We start from the raw sequence: 20,375 nt of genomic DNA on the forward strand, positions 1-20,375 counted from the left end.
GTCAGAGCTGCTGCGCACCGAACCGGCGTTCTGTGCGCAGCGCGGGCGGTCGTTGCGCGGCAAGCACTTCCGCGCGCTCCGCCATCGCCGACCCCACATCCGGATGGGTGAGCAGGTAGAAGCGGCCTTCCGCGGCCTGTTCGAACAGTGTTTCGGCGGCCGCCAACGCGTCCATCGCCACCGCTTTGATGTCCAGCATCGCTTCGCGATGCGTCTCCGCGGCGCCGACATCCGCGGCCGCCGTGGCGTCGACACCCCCCGCGGATTCGAAGATGTTGGACACCACCGGCCCGGGCAGCACCGCCTGCACATGGATGTGGTGGTCGTGTCCCGCCAATTGGACCTCGGTGCAAAGGCATTCGGTCATGGACAGCACGGCGTGCTTGCTCACGATGTAGGGCGTCTGCAACGGCATCGTCACGACGGCGCCGACCGACGCAACGTTCCACACCCACGCCTGTTCGTCGACGGCCATCATCTTCGGCAGAAACGCGCGCACGCCGTAGAAGACTCCGCTGATGTTGATGTCGACGACGCGCCGCCAGTTCGTCACCGGCGTGTCCCACAGATAGCCGAACTGTTCGATACCGGCGTTGTTCACCAGCAGCCGCACCGCGCCGAAATCCCGATAGACCCGGTCCGCGAGGTCCTGCACCGCCTCGGGATCCCGCACGTCGCAAACGATGTCGACGGCCGTTCCTCCGGTCGCGCACAGTTCGTCGCGCAGCGCGGCGATGCCGTCGGCGTCGATGTCGGCGAGCACCGCGGTCATGCCCAGCCGGTGGGCGTGCCGCGCCAAACCGGCACCGATCCCGGATCCGGCGCCGGTGATGACGGCGACGCCGCCGGCGAAGATGCCGCGGGCGGTCATCAGGGGGTGGTGCTGTCGGCGTGCAGGTCCGCCAGCAGGACCGAGTTGGTCGCATCGAGAACGACGTCCATCTCGCTGAATTGCAGCCCATCGTCGCCGCGCCGGACGGCGACGTTGACAACCCCGCTGGAAACCGCGAACGGCACGAAATTGGCGATCTGGTTGACGAGGATGTAGAACCGCGCGCGGGTGACGTCACCGTCGGCGCCCACGCGGTGGATGTTGGTGGCGTGGTGGCGCAGCGGGTACGGGCTCTGCATGCGGTGTTGGGACAACCACTGGATCACCGCGTCTCGGCCGTTGAGCTCGGGCGACATGAGGTCCTCGAAAGGACTTGCGCCCGAGTCGCTTCTGGTCACATAGCGCACGTCAGGGGCGTATCTGAGCGCCAGCTCGTCGTAGTGGGCCTCGTCGTAGTGGTACCAGAACTCGCCGATGAACTCCTGCAGTTCCGACAGCGTGATGTCGTGGTTCATGGCATCGAATGAAACTCCACTGTGGGCGCGGCGGCACGGTGACCGCCCGATGAGTGGAACACATCCGCATCATTCCGTGATGAGGCTCCACAAACCCCCGGCGCTCGCGCGCATGGCCGCGTCGGCGACGACGTCGTCCCAGTAGCGCATCGAACCGAACTCCGACCGCCACGCCAGCGCGGCCCTGGTGAATTCGTGCAGGCGGTGCTCGCGGGTGGTGCCGATGGCGCCGTGCACTTGGTGGGCGTTCCTCACCACGACGGAGGTCGCGTGACCCGCACACGAACGCGCCGCGGCCACAAGGAATTCCAGCGCCGGGCTCGACCACTCGCCCCTGACGCCGGCCGCCAACGCCGCCTCGGTCGCGGCCCGGGCGAGCGCGGCCTCGGCGGCAACGTCGGAAACCAGGTGCTGAATCGCTTGGAACTTCGCCAGCGGCCGCCCGAACTGCGTTCGTGAGGTCACGTGCTCGATGCAGAGTCGCAGTGCTTCGTCCAGGGCGGCGCACACCTGGATCGCCCGCACCAACCCCGACCTCAGCCGCAGCTGGCTGACCAGGGTCGGGCCGATGGGCGTTCCCTGCAGGACGGAGAGCTCGGCGGCCACGGTGTCACGTGGTTCACCGATCGAATTGGCGCCGGGGGTGATGGTGAGCATCTCGGCCGCGGCGTCGGCGACGCGGTACCGCCCGTCGGCGCGCCATACGACCACCACGCGTTCGGCCGTGCTCGCCCATGGCACGTGCGTCGCGACGCCGCGGGCGTCGACCACGCACACCGCGCGCGCCGCGCCGTCGGCGCCCAATCCGCTGGACTCCAGGAGCCAGCACGCCAACAAGTCGTGCTCCGCCAACGGGATTCGAATACCATTGCGCACCGCCGCGTTCAGCAGTTCGGCCGCCTCGTACCACCCGGCCCCGCTGCCGCCGTGCTCGACCGCACCGGTGAGGCGCAGCAGACCAAGCTCAGCGAGCTGCCGCCACAGACCGGAGCCCCGCTCGACGATCGTTTCGCCCCCGAGCTTTTCGCGGTGACCGGCGAAGACGGCGCCCATCATGTCGGCCAGGGCTTCGTCGACGGACGGCCCGGCGCTCACCGCAGCCCCAATGCGCGGGCGATGACTCCGCGAAGCACCTCGTTGGTGCCACCGCGCAGGGTGAACCCCGGCCGCTGATCCACGCCGGCACGCACCAACGCCGCGAAGATCCGGTCGGGGGAGTCCTGCAGGTCGGCGAACTCTGCGATGTCGCCCTCGGTGGTCGTGCCGAGCACCTTGACCAGGGCGGCGGGAATATCGGCCGGCTCGCGTCGTTCCAACGCGCCGGCAACCGCGGTGGACATGTGATGCAGACCAGCGACTCGCGCGACGAGCCTCCCGAGCTCCGCGTTGCGGGGAATGGCGTTCGCGGCCATCCGGTCGGCGCAGGCCGCCAGCAGGACGAAGGTGGACAGGTACCGCTCGGGTCCGCTGCGCTCGAAGCTCAGCTCGGAAGTCACCTGCCGCCAGCCGTCACCGATTGCGCCGAACACCATCTCGTCGGGGACGAACGCCTCATCGAGTATCACCTCGTTGAAGTGGTGGGCGCCGTTCATCGACACGATCGGGCGCACGTCGACGCCGGGCCCACGCAGATCGACGATGAATTGGCTCAGTCCGGCATGCCGGTGCTCTGGATCCAGTGGCGCCGTGCGGGCGAGCACGATGAACGCGTGCGCGAGGTGCGCCCCCGACGTCCACACCTTGGTGCCGGTCAGCGACCACCCCCCGTCGACGCGCACCGCCTTGGTGCGCACGCTGGCCAGGTCGGAGCCGGACTCCGGCTCGCTCATGCCGATGGCGAAGAAGCACTCGCCGCGCACGATCCGCGGCAGGAAAGCCAGCTTCTGTGACTCCGTGCCGTATTTCAGCAACGACGGCACGATCTGCCGGTCGGCGATCCAGTGCGCAGCGACGGGGGCGCCGGCGGCGAGCAGCTCCTCGGTGACGGCGAACCGCTCCAGGAACGAACGCCCGTGGCCGCCGTATTCGACGGGCACCGTCATTCCCAACCAGCCGCGCGCCGCGAGCGCGGCGGTGAAGTTCTCGTCCCATCCCGACAGCCAGGCGTCCACCGACGGGGTGAACGCCCCGGCAGCCCGTTGGTCGTCCAGGAACTGCCGCACCTCGTCGCGCAGCCCCTGGGTCGACAACGGGTCGACCGCGATCGGCGGCACCAGCCGGGAAGAGGCCATCACCGTATCTTGCACCCCGCGCGTTTCACCGATCCGTTGGTCCCGAGGTCGACGCCGTCGCGCAGCACCACCGCCGCGACGACGGCCTCGACCCGAACAGCTCTAAAACCGTTGTCGCCCAACGCCGCGGCCGCGCGGTCCACCAGGTTCTCGAAGTCGGCGAAACTCAGCACGACGTCACCGTCGACAATCGCGATCTTGTCCGGGTGCCTGTGCGCCGACCGGCGGGGGACATCGCGGGGCGCATGGCCGCGGGCGCGCGCGACGGTGACGTCCAACTCGCCCAACTGCATGCCGGCCACCGTAGGCGCCGATGCTCGACGGCTTGTAGCCGGTGTCCCGCTGAGTAGACAAGGGCCGCCCGATCGCGACGGACGGCGGCGATACTCGGCGTCATGAGCACGGGCGCAACCGCGAGAGCCGACCGCACCGGGCCCGTGGGCGTCGATCGCGACGAACTGCGGGCCAACCTGCTTCGCGCCGACCCCGGCGTGCTCGTCGCGGTGCTGGCGCAGCTCACTGGTGACCCCGCGGTGGTCGACCGCTTCGCGCCGAACATCACCCACGTGCCCGACCCGCCGGAGCAGGCGGGCACGACCGACCCGGAGACGCGGGCGGCCATCGTCGAGGCTGTGGTCGGCGCGCTGCAGAGGCCCCGGCTCCTGCACGCCGCCCGGGCCGACGACTCCGACCTGTTCGCGCGGATCGCGCCGGTCGCGCTCGGCGGAACGATCGACCCCGAATACCTCCCGCTGCTGTTGGAACAGGGCGGATTCCAACCGCCCCAGCCGGTGCTGCCTCGCACCGCGAAGCTCCCCGACGACTTCCGGGTGGCGATCATCGGCGCCGGCATCGCGGGATTGACCGCCGCGTTGGAGTTGGCCGACGCCGGCGTGAACTACGAGATCTTCGACCGCCACGACGAGGTCGGCGGCACCTGGTACACGACCACCTATCCGGGTATCGGTGTGGACACGCCCTCGGCGTACTACTCGTTGTCGCGCGACATCAACGGCGACTGGTCCAGCTATTACCCGATGGGGCGGGAGTATCAGTCCTATCTGGTGTCGGTGGCCGACAAGTACGAACTGCGGCGACGCACCCGCTTCGGTACCGAAGTCGAAGCCCTTCGGTGGGACGACGAGCGTCAGCAGTGGCAAATCCGTGCGGTGGGCCCCGGCGGTGCCAGTGAGATCAGCCACGCCAATGTGGTGATCCCGGCCGCCGGCTATCTCAACCGCCCACGCTGGCCACAACTGGACGGAAGGGGGACTTTCGCGGGAGTCGAAGTCCATTCGGCGCAGTGGGATCCCGGCCTCGATCTGACCGGCAAGCGGGTTGCCGTCATCGGTGCCGGGTGCACCGCGGTGCAGATCGTCGACGCGTGCGTCGATGAGGTGTCGCACCTGACGGTGTTCCAGCGCCAGCCGCACTGGGTGGCACCGCGGCGGCGGCTGACCGATGACGTGCCCGACTATCAGCGATGGCTGGGCACCCGGTTGCCGTTCTACGCCAATTGGATTCGGCTCAAATCCTATTGGGGAACCGCGGACAACAACTATCCCGTGATCTTGTACGACGCCGAATGGGCGCGCGACCATCTGTCCATTTCGCGGGCCAACGACGCGCTGCTACAGATGTGCCTGAAGTACATCGACGACGTTTTCGGCGCGGGCAGCGAACTCGCGCGGAAGGTCACGCCGGACTTCGCGCCCTACGGCAAGCGGATCATCCGCGATCCCGGCGGATATTACGCGGCGCTGGCCCGCGAGCACGTCGACGTCGAAGCGAGCGAACCAGCCCGTGTCAACGAGGCGGGCATCGTGACGGTCGACGGCAGGCAGATCGACTTGGACGTCATCGTCTACGCGACCGGCTATCACCTGGATTTCCTGTCCACCATGGACATTCAGGGGCGCGGCGGCAAGAAGCTGGCCGACGAGTGGGGCAACCGGCCGCGGGCCTACCGCGGTGGGACCGTCCCCGGGTTTCCCAACTTGTTCATCTCGTCGGCGCCCAACTACAGCCCGGGACACGGCGCGGGACACAATTTCGGCGTCGAGGTGATGGTGCACTACGTGATGGAATGCCTCCAGCTGATGGCACTGCGAGCGGCGTCGACCATCGAAGTGAAGCAGCGCGCCTACGACGACTACGTCGCCGACATCGACACGACGATGGAGGGCACGGTGTGGTGTCACACCCCGTCCGCGCACACGTACTACCGTTCGGGCGGCGGGCGGATCGTGACGGCCTTCCCCTACCGGCTGCTCGACGTATGGCGTGACCACCGGACACCCGTTGAGGGCGATTTCGAGTTGCGATGACCGAGTTGCTTCCCGGGAGGACGGCTTTGGTCACCGGCAGTAGCCGCGGGATCGGTCGGGCCATCGCCCAGCGCTTGGCGGCGGAAGGCGCCACCGTGGCGGTCACGGCCCGTTCGCACGACGCGTCGTCGTCCGTGCGGGGTGGAGCGGCCAGCAGGCTTCCCGGCACCATCGGCGAGACGGTCGAGTTGATCGAGGCCGCCGGCGGGAAGGCGTTCGCGGTCGCGGCCGATCTCGAGGATGCCGGGCGGCGCGGCGGGCTGATCGACGAGGTGGTCGACCGCACCGGCCGCATCGACATCCTGGTCAACAACGCGGGTTTCGCGGACTACTGTCTGGTTGAGGACATGAGTCTGGAAACGTTCGACCGCACGGTGGATCACTACCTGCGCACACCGTTCGTTCTGACGAAAGCCGTTGTGCCGCAGATGCGCAAGCAGGGAGCGGGCTGGATCGTCAACATCGGCTCCGTGACCGGCGTCGCCCCGGTGCGACCGTATCGCGACTACAACAAGACCTCCGGCGACGTGATCTACGCGTCATGCAAGGCGGCGCTGCATCGCTTCACCCAGGGCGTCGCCGCCGAACTGCTCGATGCCGGCATCGCGGTGAACTGCGTCGGCCCATCGACGGCCGTTCGCACACCCGGTGCGGCCCAGCTCATTCCGGATGGCTTCCCGACCGAGCCGGTGGAATACCTGGTCGAGACCGTGCTGGCGATGTGTTACCTGCCGGCCGCCGAGCGCACCGGACTGGTTGCGTTCAGCCTGCACTTTCCGTGGTCGCAGCAATTGCCCGTGCACAGCCTGGACGGCACCCGATTGTTGCCGCCGTTGCCGCCACCACCGACGGCCAATCCTCACGTGCAGCCCGCCGGGATTTAGGTCTGCTCGTCCAGACGCAGAAGGGTTCGCCTCTTCGAGCGTGCGGCAGGCCGCACACTCGGCCTGGTGTCGGCGCTGCGAGCCGGTATGGCGATGGTCGTCCGCGCAGTGGCGCCGTTACCGGCGGGGCGCTGACAGTCAGATCAGCAGCGGCTCGGTGGTGTGACAGAAGCTGTGGCACACCCGATCCCGGATGATGACGTCGGGACATTCGGGATCGAACCAGCGGTCCACGACGGCCCAGTGGATGGGATGCATCAAATACGGCCCCATCAGCCCGTCGACGTCGGAGAACTCCTGCTCGAACACGTGCGTCCAGGCGGAAGTGCCGACGCCATCGGACACCCGGCTCAGTTGCCACGCGCGGATGGACGAGACATAGCGCGCCATCGACGACAGTTCGTGCTCGAAGCGGGCGACTGTGGCCGCATCCGTGTCGGGCAGGACGCGAAGCAGCAGCGTCCGGTACACGGTGCCGGGCGTATCGGCGCGGCGAACCGGCGCGCCCGAATAGTCGGCACCGTTGACCCGGGTGACCGCCGGATCGTCCAGCAGTCCCTCGAATCCCCTTGCCGCGCGGTCTCGTTGGCCCTGGGTGGCGAAACGCAGATGCACGAGGATGTCACCGCCATTTCGGGAACCGGGCAGCGTTGGCGCCACCGCCGAACGCAGCGGTTCGGCAGCGGCGGTGGCTTCGCGCAGCGCGGTGAGCATCCGGTCGCGTTCGTCCTCGACGACGTCTAACAACCGCGTGACGCTAAACATCGCAAAGTCGATCCACGTCCGCTGCGGCCGCGGCGAACGATCGGGACCGCTCCTGCACGAGATCGTCTATGCCGCACCACCATTCACCGAGGGCCGGGTCGGGCCTGCCCTTCCACGTCATCTCCCACCACGCCCGCACGTCGGGCAGCGTCCAGGTGATCGTCACGGTGTTGGTTTCGTCATCGAACCAGATCGGCGGGCTGACCAGGACGTCGCGCAACGTCATGCCGCGCTCCCGCGCGCCAGGGGCGTACTCGGCGCGGTAGGCGTCGACGAATCGCCGGGCGCACCCGGGCCGGGTGACCACCCGGTCGATCACGAAGACCCGGCCGCCCGCGGTCACGCGTACTGAAGGGCGGGCCGCGCCGCCGGACCCGCGGGACGCAACGGGCGGAGCGGCTGCAGGGTTGGAGCGACGCGCTGCGGACCACCCTCGACGTTGCGCCAGATGCCCATCGCGGTCATCCGCACCGGGGCCGTCAGTCGCTGGTCGAACATCATGCGGTTCATCGGCCCGCAGACCGACACCGCCGCCACCGCCTCACCGGGCCCGCCGATCGGTGCCGCCACGCAGCCGAAGCCCAGCAGCGACTCCTCGCGCTCGAACGCGACGCCATGGGCCCGCACCTTGGCCAACTCGACGGCCAGCTGGGTGCCGCTGGAGATCGAGTACCTCGTCTTGCGAACCCGCAGATCGAGCTCGGCATCCTCGTCGCGATAGGCGAGGATCGCCTTGCCGACCGCGGTGCAGTGGGCGGGCTGGCGACCACCCACCCGGGTGGGGATTCTCTGGTCACCGATCTTGTCCAGGTACACCACGTCCGGGCCGTCGAGCACGGCCAGGTGCGCGACGAGGCCGGTGGCGCGGTGCAATTCGCCCAGCAGCGGGCCGGCGGCCCGCACCAGCCGGTCCTGATGCACGGCGAGCGATCCGAGTTCGACGAGGCGCATGCCCAACTCGTAATCCCGGCCGCTGCGGCGCAGCCAACGCAGCTGCACCAGGCGTTCGAGCATCCGATGCGCCGACGAGCGGGGCAGGCCGGTGCGCCTGACGATCTGCGCCAGGGTCAGCCGCCCCGGCCCCTCGAAGGCGTCGAGGACCAGCGATATGCGGTCGATGACGGCCGTTGGGGTGGCGGGTTCGGCGATGCCTGACATCGATCCTCCAAGTGTGCCTGACCGTTATATTCCTATTAGGAATATATTCCTAGCACACGGGCGTGGCGGTTGTCACGCATAACGGAGGTCGGCGAGTTTCGGCCGGCCGCGAAGTATGCGGCTGGGCTCAGCCCTTGGCCGCGGATCGGCCCGCGCGGCGGCCGTAGAAGCTGCCGTCACCGAGCGAGATGCCGCTGGCGTAACCCCACGCGGCCAACCCCGCGGTGCAGCGCCCGGCGGCGAAGAGGCCGGGGATGGGTTCCCCGCTGACGTGCAGCACCTCCGCGTTCAGCGTGGTGGCCAGCCCGCCCAACGTGAAACCGCCGGTGTTCTCCCGCAAATCGATGGCGCCCACCGGCGAGCCGATCGGCCTGAGCCATTCGGGCTTCTTGTGCAGCAGGGGGTCCTCGCCGCGCGCGGCGCCCTCGTTGTAGGCGGCCACGGTCGCCTGCAGCGAGCCGGGCGCCAGCCCCATGTCGCGCTCCAGATCGGCCACGGTGTCGGCGACCCAGGTCGCCGGGCGCAGCATGAACTTGGGCGACCACGACGCGTTCGCCTCTTCGTTGGCGTCGTTGTCGATGATGAGGTACGCGGTGTTGTCCTGGTGGTAGAGCGTGAGTTGCCCGACGCGACCCGGGTAGGTGTCCTCGGCGACGTAGCGCTGACCGCGGCCGTTGACCAGGATGCCGCGCACCAGTTGCTGGGGGTCGATGAAGATCGCGACCTCGGTCGCGTCCATGTGCGCCAGGTCGGCGCCCAGCGCCTGCGCCATCCGGATCGCCTGGCCGTCGTGCTGCTCGATCGAGGCGGCCGGGCGGCCGGCGATCCGCGGGGCGTAGCGCGCCACCATCGCGTCGTTGTAGGCGAAGCTGCCCATGGCCAGCACCACGCCGCGCCGCGCCCGGACCGAAATCTCGCCGCCGTACCGGCGGGCGCGGATCCCGACCACCCTGCCGTCGGCCTCGACGACGAGGCGTTGCCCCCGCACGTCGTAGAGGGCGCGCGCGCCGGCGGCCGTGGCGGTTTCGACGAGCGGCTTCATCAGCATGTAGCCCGCGCTCGCTTCGCCCTGCTTCTTGTTCGACATCTGCGGGACGTGCCCGCGCGGGGCGGGGGAGGCGATCGTGTTGAACGGGTAGGAGTTTTCCCCGCCGCTGTACATCAGGCCCTGGTCACCCATCGGTTCCCAGCCGGGCTCGGAGAAGAACTCCGCCTTGAACGGCACACCGCAGCCGACCAGCCAGTCGAAGTGCGCGACGCTGCCGGCGCAGTAGTCGGCGATCCGGTCGTCGTCGGCGCCGGGTCCCATCGCGACGTTGAGGAAGGCCGCCATGTTGTCGACGGAATCGTCGAAGCCACAGGCCTTTTGAAGCGGAGTGCCACCGCCGAGGTAGATGAACCCGCCCGCCATCGCCGCCGCGCCGCCCCAGGATCCGGTGCGTTCCAGGACAAGAACCTCGGCGCCCGAGCGCGCCGCCTCGACCGCCGCCGCGGCGCCGGCCACCCCGTAGCCGGCGATGACGACGTCGGCCTCGTCATCCCATGAGGTGATCGACGCGGCCGGGACCGGCGTGACGTCGGTGTCCGGCGTCATAGCCGCATGGCCGCGGGCATTTCGCCGATCCACTGGTGACCCCAGTAGCTGTCGGCGGTGATTTCCTCTGCCGTGTAATAGTTTTCGTCAACCCGCATGCCTTCGGTGCCGAACTCGATGTCCCAGTCGCCCGGCGCGCGAACGTAGAAGGAGATCATCTTGTCGTTGGTGTGCCGCCCGAGCGTGGACGACAACTGGAAGCCTTCGGCGTTGACGCGGTCCAGCGCCTGGCCCACCGCGTCGAGGGTGTCGACCTCGACCATGATGTGCACCAGGCGAGGGTCGCGCATGTGTGCGGCCGGCACGATCGCCAGGCTGTGGTGGCGCTCGTTGATCCCGAGGAAGCGAACCCGCACCGGGCCGAACTCCTTCGGCAGCGGCACCCGGAACGCGCCGCGGGAACGGAAGCCGAGGATCTCGGTGTAGAAGTCGAACACGCCGCCCGGATCCATCGCGGGCACGACGACGTGGCCCATCCCCTGATCGCCGGTGACGAACCGCGCGCCGAACGGGGTGATCACCGGGCTGTGATCGAGCACCGCGCCGTGGAAAACCTCGAGCGTGGTGCCCGCCGGGTCCTCGAAACTGATCACCTCTTCCACCCGGCGGGCCTCGGCGTCGTCGACGGACAGCTGCTTGAACGGCACCCCCGCGCGGTCGAGCGTCGCCTTGACCCGCTGCAGCGCCGGGTGGTCGCGCACCTCCCAGCCGATGGTGAGCACCCGGTCGGTCTCACCCGGCACCACGATCAATCGCGCCGCCCGCTCGTCCATCCGCAGGTAGAGCGCCTCGGGGTCGGGGCCCTTACCCTCGGCGAAACCCAGGACGCCGAAGGCGAATTGCCGCCAGCGGTCGATGTCGTTGGTCGAAATGGTGATGTAGCCCAGGCTTTTCAGGTCGGTCAACATCTGCTCCTAGATCAAGGCCCGCAGCGGGCCCTCGGGCGGTTCGATGCCCAGCGAACTCAGCGCCGACGCGTGATAGGTGGTGCCCGGCATGTGGATGGCGTGCAGCTGGCCGACGTGCACGTCGCGCCAATAACGTTGCAGCGGCTTGTCCATGCGGGCCGCGTTGCCGCCCGAGCGGGCGAAGATCTCGTCGACCGCCGACACCGCGCGCCACACCGCGCGGATCTGGGTGCGCCGGCCGGCCGCGCGGTCGGCGAACGACACCTCCTTGCCGGCGGCGACCATGTCGTAGATCCGGTCGGCGTTGGCCAGCAGTTCCTGGCGGGCGGCGTTGATGTCGGCGGCGGCCTCGCCGATGGCGAACATGACGTAGGGGTCGTCCTTGATCGCGGTTCCGGTGGCGCCGACGCGCTCGCGTTGGTAGTCGAGGTGCGCGGCCAGCGCCCCCTCGGCGATGCCGATGGTGGCCGCCGAGATGCCCAGCGGGAACATCGTCGACCACGGCATCAGGTAGAGCGGTTCGGTCATGCCTGCCTCGCGCTGGGCGGTGCCGTCCATCACCTTCGTCGCGTCCATCGTCCGATACGACGGGACGAAGGCGTCCTTGACGATGACGTCCTTGGATCCGGTTCCCCGCAACCCCACCACATTCCACGAGTCCTCGACGATCTCGTAGTCCTTGCGGGGCAGGATCATGTGCAGCATCTGGGGCGGCATGATCGGTATGCCCTTTTCGTCGCCGAGCATCGCGCCGAGGATGATCCAGTCGCAGTGGTCGGTGCCCGAGCTGAACTGCCAGCGGCCGTTGAAGATGTAGCCACCGTCGACGGGTTTGGCCACCCCCTGCGGCGCGTAGGGCGAGGCCATCCAGGTGTCGACGTCGTCGGCCCAGATCTCGGCGGCGACTTTGGGGTCCGCGTACGCCAACTGATAGGGGTGCACGCCGACCACGCCGACGATCCAGCCGGCCGCGGGGTCCAGCGCAGCGGTCGCCATCGTCGTCTCGGCGAACTCGCGGGGGTGCGCCTCGAAGCCTTGGTATTGCTTGGTTTGCAGCAGCCGGATCAGGCCCGCGCCCTTCATCAGCTTGACCGTGTCATCGGTCAGCCGCCCGATCCGCTCGGCCTCGGCGGCCTGGTCGCGCAACTGATCAGCCATCGCCACGACCCGGTCGAGTACCCGTTCGCTCATGTTGGTTCCTTACGTCTGGGGGCTTAGTAATGGTCTACCGCAGTTCGTGCCCCAGCCGAAGCCCTTCCCGATGAGCGGGCGAAAAAGCGGTCGCCATTGACTACACGACGTGGCGCTCGCGGGCCGGGACGGGTCACCTCAGTGTCCGGTGACCGGGAATCGGTCTCCGCGATCGGGGTGGTACGGCATAACGTCCCTGCCCGTGAGTAGCGCGGAGCCGGTCGACGTTGTCGTGGTCGGCGCCGGGTTCGCCGGCCTCTACGCCCTGCACAAGCTCCGCAGTCGGGGACTGTCCGTGCGGGTCCTCGAGGCGGCGCCGGAGCTGGGCGGCACCTGGTACTACAACCGCTATCCGGGCGCGCGCTGCGACGTCGAAAGCGTCGATTACTGCTATTCGTTCTCCGATGAATTGCAGCAAGAGTGGAACTGGACCGAGAAATACGCGACCCAGGCGGAGATCCTCGCGTATTTGAACTGGGTGGCCGACAAACTCGACCTGCGCCGCGACATCACATTTCGCACCCGCGTCGTGTCCTGCGCACTAGACGAAACCACGCTGCGCTGGGGTATCACCACCGACGGCGGTGACGTGCTGTCCGCCCGCTTTTGTCTGATGGCGACGGGCCCGCTGTCAGCGGCGCTGACGCCCAACTTCCGCGGCCTCGATTCGTTCGCGGGCGAGATCTACCACACCGCCGCGTGGCCGAAGCATGCCGTCGATTTCACGGCAAAGCGGGTCGCCGTCATCGGCACCGGTTCGTCTGGCATTCAATCGATTCCGATCATCGCCGAACACGCCGAACATCTCTTCGTCTTCCAGCGCACGCCCAACTACAGTGTCCCGGCCGGCAACAAGCCGTTGAGCGAAACCGAACTCGCCGACATCAAGGCGAACTACGCCGAACGGCGGCGGCTCTCGTGGCGCAGCGGCGGCGGGTCACCGCACATTACGGCGCCGAAGCCGACGATGGAGCTCACGCCGGAGGAACGTCGGGCGGCGTTCGAGAAGCGTTGGCGGCTGGGCGGTGTGCTGTTCTCGAAGACGTTCCCCGACCAGATGACCGACCTGACGGCCAACGACGAGGCCCGACAGTTCTACGAGGAGAAGGTGCGCGCGGTCATCGACGACCCTGCGCTGGCCGACCTGCTCATTCCCAATGATCACCCGATCGGCACGAAGCGGATCTGCACCGACAGCAACTACTTCAGCACCTTCAACCGGCCGAACGTGTCGCTGATCAGCGTGCGTGACACACCGATCGAATCCGTGGACACCAACGGGATCGCAACCGCCGGCGCGCACTACGACGTCGACATGATCGTGCTGGCAACGGGTTTCGACGCCCTCACCGGTGCATTGGCCAAGATCGACATCATCGGGCGCGGCGGTCGTCGATTGCGCGACGACTGGGCGCAAGGGCCGCGCACGTACCTGGGGCTGGGCGTCGACGGATTCCCCAACCTGTTCCTGATCTCCGGTCCCGGGGCGCCCGCCGTGCTGGCGAACATGGTGCTACATGCCGAGGCGCAGGTGAATTGGATAGCCGCGGCGATTGCTTACCTCGATGACCACGGGCTGGCCGCGATCGAGGCGACCCGCGATGCCGTCGACGGCTGGGGAGCCGAATGCGCCCGACTCGCCGACGCCACGTTGTTCACCAAGGCGGAGTCCTGGTACATGGGCGCGAACGTGCCCGGAAAGCCAAGGGGATTCATGCTATTCGTCGGCGGCTTCGCCACTTATAACGACATCTGCGCCGAGGTGGCCGGGGCCGGGTACCGGGGCTTCGATCTGATTAAGGGGCCACGATGACGAGACTGCTTGGCAAGGTAGTGCTGGTGACCGGCGCCGCCAAGGGAACGGGACGGGTGCATTGTCAGCGCTTCGCCGACGAGGGCGCAAATGTGATCGCGCTCGATGCCGCCCCAGCGAGCGACGAGTTGCTCGCAACCGCAAGGGATGTCGAAAGCCGTGGCCGACGCTGCGTGACGGGCGTTGCCGACGTGAGTGATCTGGATGCTGTTACCGACGCCGTAGCCAATGGCGTCACGGCGCTGGGGCGCCTCGACACCATCATCGCGAACGCCGGAATCCACATAGCGGGCGGACGAACATGGGAACTCGACCCCCGGGACTGGCATCGCACGCTCGACATCAACCTGACCGGCGTATGGCACACGGTCAAGGCCGGCGTACCGCACATGGGCCATGGGGGCTCCATCGTGATCATCAGTTCCACCAATGGTCTTCGCGGGACGCCCAATTCCGCGCATTACACCGCGAGCAAGCACGCGGTGGTCGGGCTGGCGCGCACCCTCGCGAACGAGCTCGGACCGTCCGGCGTCCGGGTCAACACGGTTCATCCCGGGCCGGTCGCCACCCCGATGGTGCTCAACGAGAATACGTTTCGACGCTTACGCCCGGATCTCAAGAACCCGACCGCCGCCGATGCCGCGGAAGTCTTCCGGGCGCGCAACCTGCTGCCGGTGCCTTGGGTTGAGCCCGTCGACGTCGCCAACGCGGTGGTGTTCCTGGCCTCCGAGGAGGGCCGCTACATCACGGGCACCCAGCTCGTCGTCGACGCCGGCCTCTCGCAGAAGGCGACATGACCGAAACCGACGGCGGCGGCGCACCGGCGTATGAACCGCTCGCCCAGTCCGTTCGGCGACTGATCGACGCGACGATCCGCACCGAGGCCGGCGCCGCCGCCGTTATGTCGGCGAAGGCGCACATTGATTGCGCGGTAGAGCAATTGAGCGAAAGCCTCATGCCGGGCTCGTTCGCTATGCGTGATCGGTCCGACGGACAACCCGTCACCTCCGGCAACGTGATGATCGGCGCGCGGAACCCGTTCGCACCTCCGTTGGTGATTCACCGCGGCGCCGACGGCGCCGTGTGGACGGAGATCACACTGGGCGCCGCTTACGAGGGGCCCCCGGGGCACGTCCATGGCGGAGTGTGCGCGATGGTCCTCGACCACATCCTGGGCGCGACCGCGCACGAACCCGGTCGACCTGCCTACACCGGCATGCTCACGCTGCGCTATGTCCGGGGGACGCCGTTGGGTCTGGTGCGGGCAGAAGCGTGGGTCGACCGTGTCGAGGGCGTGAAAACCTTCGCGAAGGGACAGATCACCGATGGCCAGGGAATCACGGTCAGTGCGGAGGGCGTGTTCATCAAGCCGCGCGGTGACCGTGACTGAGGAGCTCACGGGCGATCGGTGACGGGCTCTGCCGAAATCCGATGCTGGTGTTGGTCCACCAATTTCAGTGCACGCGCGGCCTTCGCGGGAGCCATCAGGACCGCGGTATGCGGCGCCCGGGATCCGCTGTGCTGCGGGGGTTGTGGGGACTCGGCAGGCTCGTGCGGTTCCGTGTCATCGGTGTGCGGTGAGTCTTCGTCCCGGCGGCCCGAGCGCAACCGATTCGTGGCGGCGACGGCGAGGACGGCGGCCGTGGCGGTGCCCAGCCCCTGGGCCCAGCCCAACGGGCCGACCGGGGTGCAGCCCAGAAGTTGGCTGATCCCCGGGGTGCTGATCATCGCGGTGAACGCGGCGAAGGAGCCCGCGGCGGTGAGTAGCACCAGGGGCGCGTGCGAATCGACCACGGTCTGGCCCAGCTCGACCGCGACCAGCGAGATCAACGCGACGGTGGAGGCCCGTTGCGGTAGCCCGGTGACCGACGCCATCATCCAGGCCGTCGTGGCGGCGGTGGCGGTGAGTGCCCCGCGCGCCGCCACCGCTCGCCGTAGGGCCCGTTCGTCGATGCCGCGCCCGACGCGCTGGACCGGCCCCGCCGGGGTGCTGACGGCGACCGCGGTCGCGGGCAGCGCGTCGGTGAGCATGTTGATCAGCAGCAACTGCCGGGTGTTCAGCGGTGAGGTGCCGGTGAGCGCCGTGCCGATGACCGAGAAGATCACCTCCCCGGCGTTGCCGCCGAGCAGGCCCGCGACGGCCGCCTGGACCCCGCGCCACAGGCGGCGTCCCTCGTCGATGGCGGCCACCAGCGTCTCGATGCGGCCGTCCGTGAGGACCAGGTCGGCGGTCGTGTGGGCGGAGTCGCTGCCGCGCGCGACCACACCGACGCCGACGCTGGCCGCCCGGATCGCGGCGGCGTCGTTGGCGCCGTCGCCGACCATGGCGCACACGCGCCCGGCGCGCTCGAGCGTCTGGACCACCTGCACCTTGTTCTCCGGCGACATGCGGGCGAAGATCACCCGCTCGGAAACCGCGCGCTGCTGATCCGGGCGCGACAGCGCGTTCCATTCGGACCCGGTGATCACCTGGTCGGCGCTCACCGATACCCCCAGTTCGCGGGCGATCGCGGTGGCGGTGACGGGGTGGTCGCCGGTGATCAACCGGATCGCCACGCCCCGCTCGGCCAGGTCGGCCAGCAACTGCGGCGCCTGCGGGCGGGGGGTGTCCGAGAGCCCCAGGAATCCGGTCAGCGTCAGCCCGGCGCCGCACAGTTCGGTGATGCGGTCGGGGTCCTTCCGCAACGACCGGGCCTGTTGCGCGCTCAGGCGGCGTTGCGCCACGGCGATCGTCCGCAGCCCCGCGGTCGTCAGGGCCGCGACCGCGTCGTGCACCTGCGGGCCCGCTTCCCGGCACGCCGCCAGGACCACTTCCGGCGCGCCCTTGACGGTCAGCGCAGTGCCCGTCACCGACGCCGAGAACGCCCTGCCGGACCGGAACGGCAGGTGCGCGTCGGCCGCGGGTCGGATAGCGGACCCCGCCACCGCGTCCGCCGCCTTGACGATGGCTTCGTCGGTGGCGTGCACGTGGGGATTGCCGTCGTCCGCTGGTGCGGCCTGGGCGGCGCACCGCAGGACGTCGTCGCGGGAATGGCCCGCCACCGGGTGAACCTCCGCGACGCGCAGGCGGTTCTCGCTCAGCGTTCCGGTCTTGTCGAAGCAGACCACCTCGACGCGGCCAAGCGCCTCGGCCGCGCGCGGCACCCGCACCAGCGCCCCGCATTCGCCCAGCCGCTGCGCCGACGCGGATTGGGCGAGGGTGGCCATCAGCGGCATGCCCTCGGGGACGGCCGCCACCGCGACGGCGATGGCGCTGCCGAGGGCTTGGCGCAGGCCGCCGGCGCGCAGCAGGCCGAGCGCACCGACCAGGATGCCGCCGCCCGCGCTGAACGGGAACGCGCGGCTCATCAGCTGGCTGAGTTGGTGGTGCAGGCCGACGGTCGGCAGCTCGCCGGACGCCAGTTCGGCCGCGCGGCGGCTCTGGGTGTCGGCCCCGACGGCGGTCACCAGCGCGACCGCGGTGCCGGCCACCACGGTGGTGCCGGCGTAGATCATGCAGCGGCGCTCGGCCAGTTCGGCCCCGGGGGTGGCCTCGACCTGCTTCTGGACCGACAAAGATTCACCGGTCAGCGACGATTCGTCGACCTCGAGGTCGTGCGCCTCGATCACCCGGGCGTCGGCGGGCACCACCTCGTCGCTGCGCACCTCGATCACGTCGCCGGGCCGCAGCTGTTCGATGACGACCTCTCGGTAGCCGGACCCCTCGCTGAGGACGCGGGCCGGTGGGGTCTGCTGAGCGAGCAGGCGGTTCAGCCGGTTCTCGGCCCGAAGCTGTTGGGCCGTCGACAGCAACGCGTTCCCGGTCAGCACGGTGCCGACCAGCACCGCGTCGGTGGGCGAGCCCAGCACGGCGGTGGCCGCCGAACACAATCCGAGGATCGGCGTCAGCGGGTCACCGGTCAGTTCGGCGACGGCGGCCCGGGCGAATTCCCACGCCGCGCCGCCCCGTCCCGGTTGGGAGCCGGCAGAACGCTCCTGCGGTTCGTGCAGCGCCGCCAGCACGTCGCGGACCCGCTCGACCGACATCGCATGCCACTCGAACGCCGGGGCCGGCCGCGGCACCTGCGCGTGAATCGTGCCGCGGGCCAACAGGTATCCGGACAGCAGTCCCGCGATGCCCCCCATGGTCACCGGGCCCGGCCCGCGCAGCCTGCGCACCCCGGGCACCATGAACAACGCGCCCAGCGCCGAAGCGCCCACCGAGATCGCGATGCCCTGCTCGCTCGCCCTCCTGGCGGCGGGCATCGCGTGCAGCACCCGCCACGCGGCGGCCAGGTCATCCAGCATCAGGTCCGCGTTCCAGGGCGGCGGGCCGTCGGCGTCCGGCCTGATGCCCAAGGCCACGTCGGCACCCGAAAGCGCTTGCGCGGCAGTCGATGACACCACCGCGACGGTATGCCCGTCGCGTTGCAGTGCGGACACCGCGTCGGCGAGTGCGTGGTCGATGCCGTCGTCACCGACGGGGCGGACGTCATCGAACGCGGGCCGCAGGTCGCCGAGCAGGTCGGTATCGACCGACACCACACGCGCACCGGAGTCGCGCGCCTGGGTGATCATTGCGGATGCGAGCGGGTGGGGGGCCGGGGCGATGAGCGCCTCGACAACCTCGCCGTCATCCGACGTGGCGACAACGCTGTGCCAGCCCGCGCCCACGCCCTCGTCGAGCAATTCCTGCGCGCCGGTCCAGGCGCTGAGCAACTCACCGTCGCGCGCGCCGCGCACGCGCACCACCCGCATCTGCTCGCCACACAGCACGCGCGGATCGATGAGCAATGCGTCCACCGTGTCGAGGCGGCGCAGGCTTTCCGGCCGCAGCGGCAGGACCGCGTGCCGGTCCGCCAACCCCCGTCCGAGCGTGGTCGCGAACGCCTCCTGCGACGTGCGCATCGCCTTCGGCGAAGCCGCCAGTGCCGCATTCGAAGCCATCGTGACGTTGCGGGTGAGCGCACCCGTCAGGCCGATGCCGATCAGCTGTGTCCACGCCACGCGCTTTCCGTGGCGTTCGGTCGGCCCGGCCGGCGCGGGTACCGGGCGTGGCAGGTGCTGCGACTCCGCCTCGTCGGCGTGACGGGCCAGCTCTGGTTCACAGCGCTCCCATGCCCGCGCGGCGGCCCGGCACTCGGCGGCTTTGAAGGCCTGCACCGCCAGGTCGACCGAAAGCTTCGCCGGCGACAGCGTGACCACGTGCGCGGCGGTGGCGAACACCGACAACGCGGTGTCCGTCGCGCCGGAGCCGATCCCCGCCTCGAGCGCACGACGCAGCCACGGTTGATGATTCGCGACCGCCGACACCGCCTCGACGGCGATCGGCGCCGCCGGCAACCGCAACGCCCGGCCCGCGACCGCGACCGCGAACCCGGCGGCGTTGACGGCCACCATCGCGCCGCGGGCGGCCAACGGCAGCCCGTCACCGGGCAAGCTGCGGGACCGCGTGGAATCGACTGCGCCATGGTCCTTTTCGGTGTCATCGAGCACCGTGCACAGCTCGTTCAGCGATACCCCGTCGCCGTCGGTCTCGACAACCACCCGCGAAAGCGGGCGGTTCAGGACGACGTTCGTGACGCCGGGGTGCGCGCCCGGCGCGTCGAGGACGGCGCGGCCACGCGCCGCCCCACCCGCGCCGTGGAGGCCACGCACCTCGATCCACACGCGGCCGTCGCCGCGGCCGCACCGCCGGGTCAGCGTGGAGCGCGAGACCTCGCCCGAGAGCACCTGTGCGCCGACCCGGACCGGCAGCGCGACAACATCGAGGCCGGCGATCGCCAGCCTGCCGACCGCGTCGCCGAGTCCCGCGGCGGCGCCGAGTCCCGTCGACACCATCCCCAGGGGTGAAAGCTGTCGCACGCGCAACCCCTTTCACGCACATGACGAATGGTTGCTTCGCGGTTTTCCGCGAGGGAGGCCGACGACCGACGCTGGCCGGGACCGCAAACCCGACCAACCTAACCCGCGGTCAAGGGGCCAGCAACTTGAGATGGAGCCGCGTAAATAACATGTTAAAAGTGATCGCGGCTGTTAGGGAGCATCGATCAAATTGTTCGGGCCGCCGGATTCAAAGCTGGAGCAAACCCGAACCAGCCGTTGTGGTTACGCCCGCCCCGGATTGCGGCCGTTAGCCCCTGATGCTCGTGCCGTCCGTCCTAACGTGTGGGGGATT

General features: G+C 69.2%; 17 protein-coding genes. 5 read left to right on the plus strand and 12 right to left on the minus strand.

Features of this window, described 5'->3' with window-relative positions:
• Position 1 precedes the first annotated feature (1 nt).
• From A5730_RS20985 to A5730_RS25460, 5 genes are all read right to left on the minus strand, one after another.
• Complete coding sequence (locus tag A5730_RS20985) at positions 2-871, minus strand: SDR family oxidoreductase (RefSeq protein ID WP_067904771.1); 870 nt, start codon at positions 869-871, stop codon at positions 2-4.
• Positions 871-1,347 carry a nuclear transport factor 2 family protein gene (locus A5730_RS20990; RefSeq protein ID WP_067904774.1) on the minus strand — a complete coding sequence of 159 codons (477 nt, stop codon included), beginning with the start codon at positions 1,345-1,347 and terminating at the stop codon, positions 871-873. The genes A5730_RS20985 and A5730_RS20990 overlap by 1 nt, the downstream gene beginning before the upstream one ends.
• 69 nt (positions 1,348-1,416) lie before the next feature.
• On the minus strand, positions 1,417-2,442 hold the full coding sequence (locus A5730_RS20995) for an acyl-CoA dehydrogenase family protein (protein ID WP_231994738.1): 1,026 nt from the start codon (positions 2,440-2,442) through the stop codon (positions 1,417-1,419).
• Positions 2,439-3,578: an acyl-CoA dehydrogenase family protein gene (locus A5730_RS21000; RefSeq protein WP_067904777.1), complete on the minus strand. Its 1,140-nt coding sequence runs from the start codon at positions 3,576-3,578 to the stop codon at positions 2,439-2,441. The genes A5730_RS20995 and A5730_RS21000 overlap by 4 nt, the downstream gene beginning before the upstream one ends.
• Positions 3,578-3,871, minus strand: a complete 294-nt coding sequence (locus A5730_RS25460; RefSeq protein WP_369829905.1) for a hypothetical protein — start codon at positions 3,869-3,871, stop codon at positions 3,578-3,580. The genes A5730_RS21000 and A5730_RS25460 overlap by 1 nt, the downstream gene beginning before the upstream one ends.
• Positions 3,872-3,973: 102 nt before the next feature.
• Between A5730_RS25460 and A5730_RS21010 the strand changes: the two genes are divergently transcribed.
• Positions 3,974-5,905: an NAD(P)/FAD-dependent oxidoreductase gene (locus A5730_RS21010; protein WP_067904783.1), complete on the plus strand. Its 1,932-nt coding sequence runs from the start codon at positions 3,974-3,976 to the stop codon at positions 5,903-5,905.
• Positions 5,902-6,789, plus strand: coding sequence for an SDR family NAD(P)-dependent oxidoreductase (locus A5730_RS21015; RefSeq protein WP_067904786.1), 888 nt, complete (start codon positions 5,902-5,904; stop codon positions 6,787-6,789). Before A5730_RS21010 ends, A5730_RS21015 begins: the two co-directional genes overlap by 4 nt.
• A gap of 138 nt (positions 6,790-6,927) precedes the next feature.
• Here A5730_RS21015 and A5730_RS21020 read toward each other — a convergent pair whose 3' ends face one another.
• From A5730_RS21020 to A5730_RS21045, 6 genes are all read right to left on the minus strand, one after another.
• Positions 6,928-7,554, minus strand: coding sequence for a Dabb family protein (locus tag A5730_RS21020; protein WP_067904789.1), 627 nt, complete (start codon positions 7,552-7,554; stop codon positions 6,928-6,930).
• Positions 7,547-7,897 (minus strand): hypothetical protein, encoded by a 351-nt coding sequence (locus A5730_RS21025; RefSeq protein ID WP_067904792.1) that lies wholly within the window; start codon positions 7,895-7,897, stop codon positions 7,547-7,549. Before A5730_RS21025 ends, A5730_RS21020 begins: the two co-directional genes overlap by 8 nt.
• Positions 7,894-8,703, minus strand: coding sequence for an IclR family transcriptional regulator (locus A5730_RS21030; RefSeq protein ID WP_156745882.1), 810 nt, complete (start codon positions 8,701-8,703; stop codon positions 7,894-7,896). The genes A5730_RS21025 and A5730_RS21030 overlap by 4 nt, the downstream gene beginning before the upstream one ends.
• 136 nt (positions 8,704-8,839) lie before the next feature.
• Positions 8,840-10,306 carry an FAD-dependent oxidoreductase gene (locus tag A5730_RS21035; RefSeq protein WP_067904798.1) on the minus strand — a complete coding sequence of 489 codons (1,467 nt, stop codon included), beginning with the start codon at positions 10,304-10,306 and terminating at the stop codon, positions 8,840-8,842.
• Positions 10,303-11,211: a biphenyl-2,3-diol 1,2-dioxygenase gene (gene bphC, locus A5730_RS21040; protein ID WP_067904928.1), complete on the minus strand. Its 909-nt coding sequence runs from the start codon at positions 11,209-11,211 to the stop codon at positions 10,303-10,305. The genes A5730_RS21035 and bphC overlap by 4 nt, the downstream gene beginning before the upstream one ends.
• A gap of 9 nt (positions 11,212-11,220) precedes the next feature.
• The gene (locus tag A5730_RS21045; RefSeq protein ID WP_055405611.1) at positions 11,221-12,405 is read right to left on the minus strand and encodes an acyl-CoA dehydrogenase family protein; all 1,185 of its coding nucleotides are present in this window, start codon (positions 12,403-12,405) and stop codon (positions 11,221-11,223) included.
• A 202-nt stretch (positions 12,406-12,607) separates the two neighbouring features.
• Here A5730_RS21045 and A5730_RS21050 point away from each other — a divergent pair, with 202 nt between their 5' ends.
• From A5730_RS21050 to A5730_RS21060, 3 genes are read left to right on the plus strand one after another with little or no spacing between them, the layout of a single operon-like run.
• Positions 12,608-14,218: an NAD(P)/FAD-dependent oxidoreductase gene (locus tag A5730_RS21050; RefSeq protein ID WP_231994739.1), complete on the plus strand. Its 1,611-nt coding sequence runs from the start codon at positions 12,608-12,610 to the stop codon at positions 14,216-14,218.
• Complete coding sequence (locus tag A5730_RS21055) at positions 14,215-15,015, plus strand: mycofactocin-coupled SDR family oxidoreductase (protein WP_067904801.1); 801 nt, start codon at positions 14,215-14,217, stop codon at positions 15,013-15,015. Before A5730_RS21050 ends, A5730_RS21055 begins: the two co-directional genes overlap by 4 nt.
• A complete protein-coding gene (locus tag A5730_RS21060; protein ID WP_067904804.1) occupies positions 15,012-15,608 on the plus strand; it encodes a PaaI family thioesterase in 597 nt (198 codons plus the stop codon). The genes A5730_RS21055 and A5730_RS21060 overlap by 4 nt, the downstream gene beginning before the upstream one ends.
• Before the next feature lie 5 nt (positions 15,609-15,613).
• Here A5730_RS21060 and A5730_RS21065 read toward each other — a convergent pair whose 3' ends face one another.
• On the minus strand, positions 15,614-20,038 hold the full coding sequence (locus A5730_RS21065) for an HAD-IC family P-type ATPase (RefSeq protein WP_082946929.1): 4,425 nt from the start codon (positions 20,036-20,038) through the stop codon (positions 15,614-15,616).
• Positions 20,039-20,375 lie beyond the last annotated feature (337 nt).

It is taken from the genome of Mycobacterium sp. ACS4054 (genome assembly GCF_001667275.1).
Taxonomy (GTDB): Bacteria; Actinomycetota; Actinomycetes; order Mycobacteriales; family Mycobacteriaceae; genus Mycobacterium.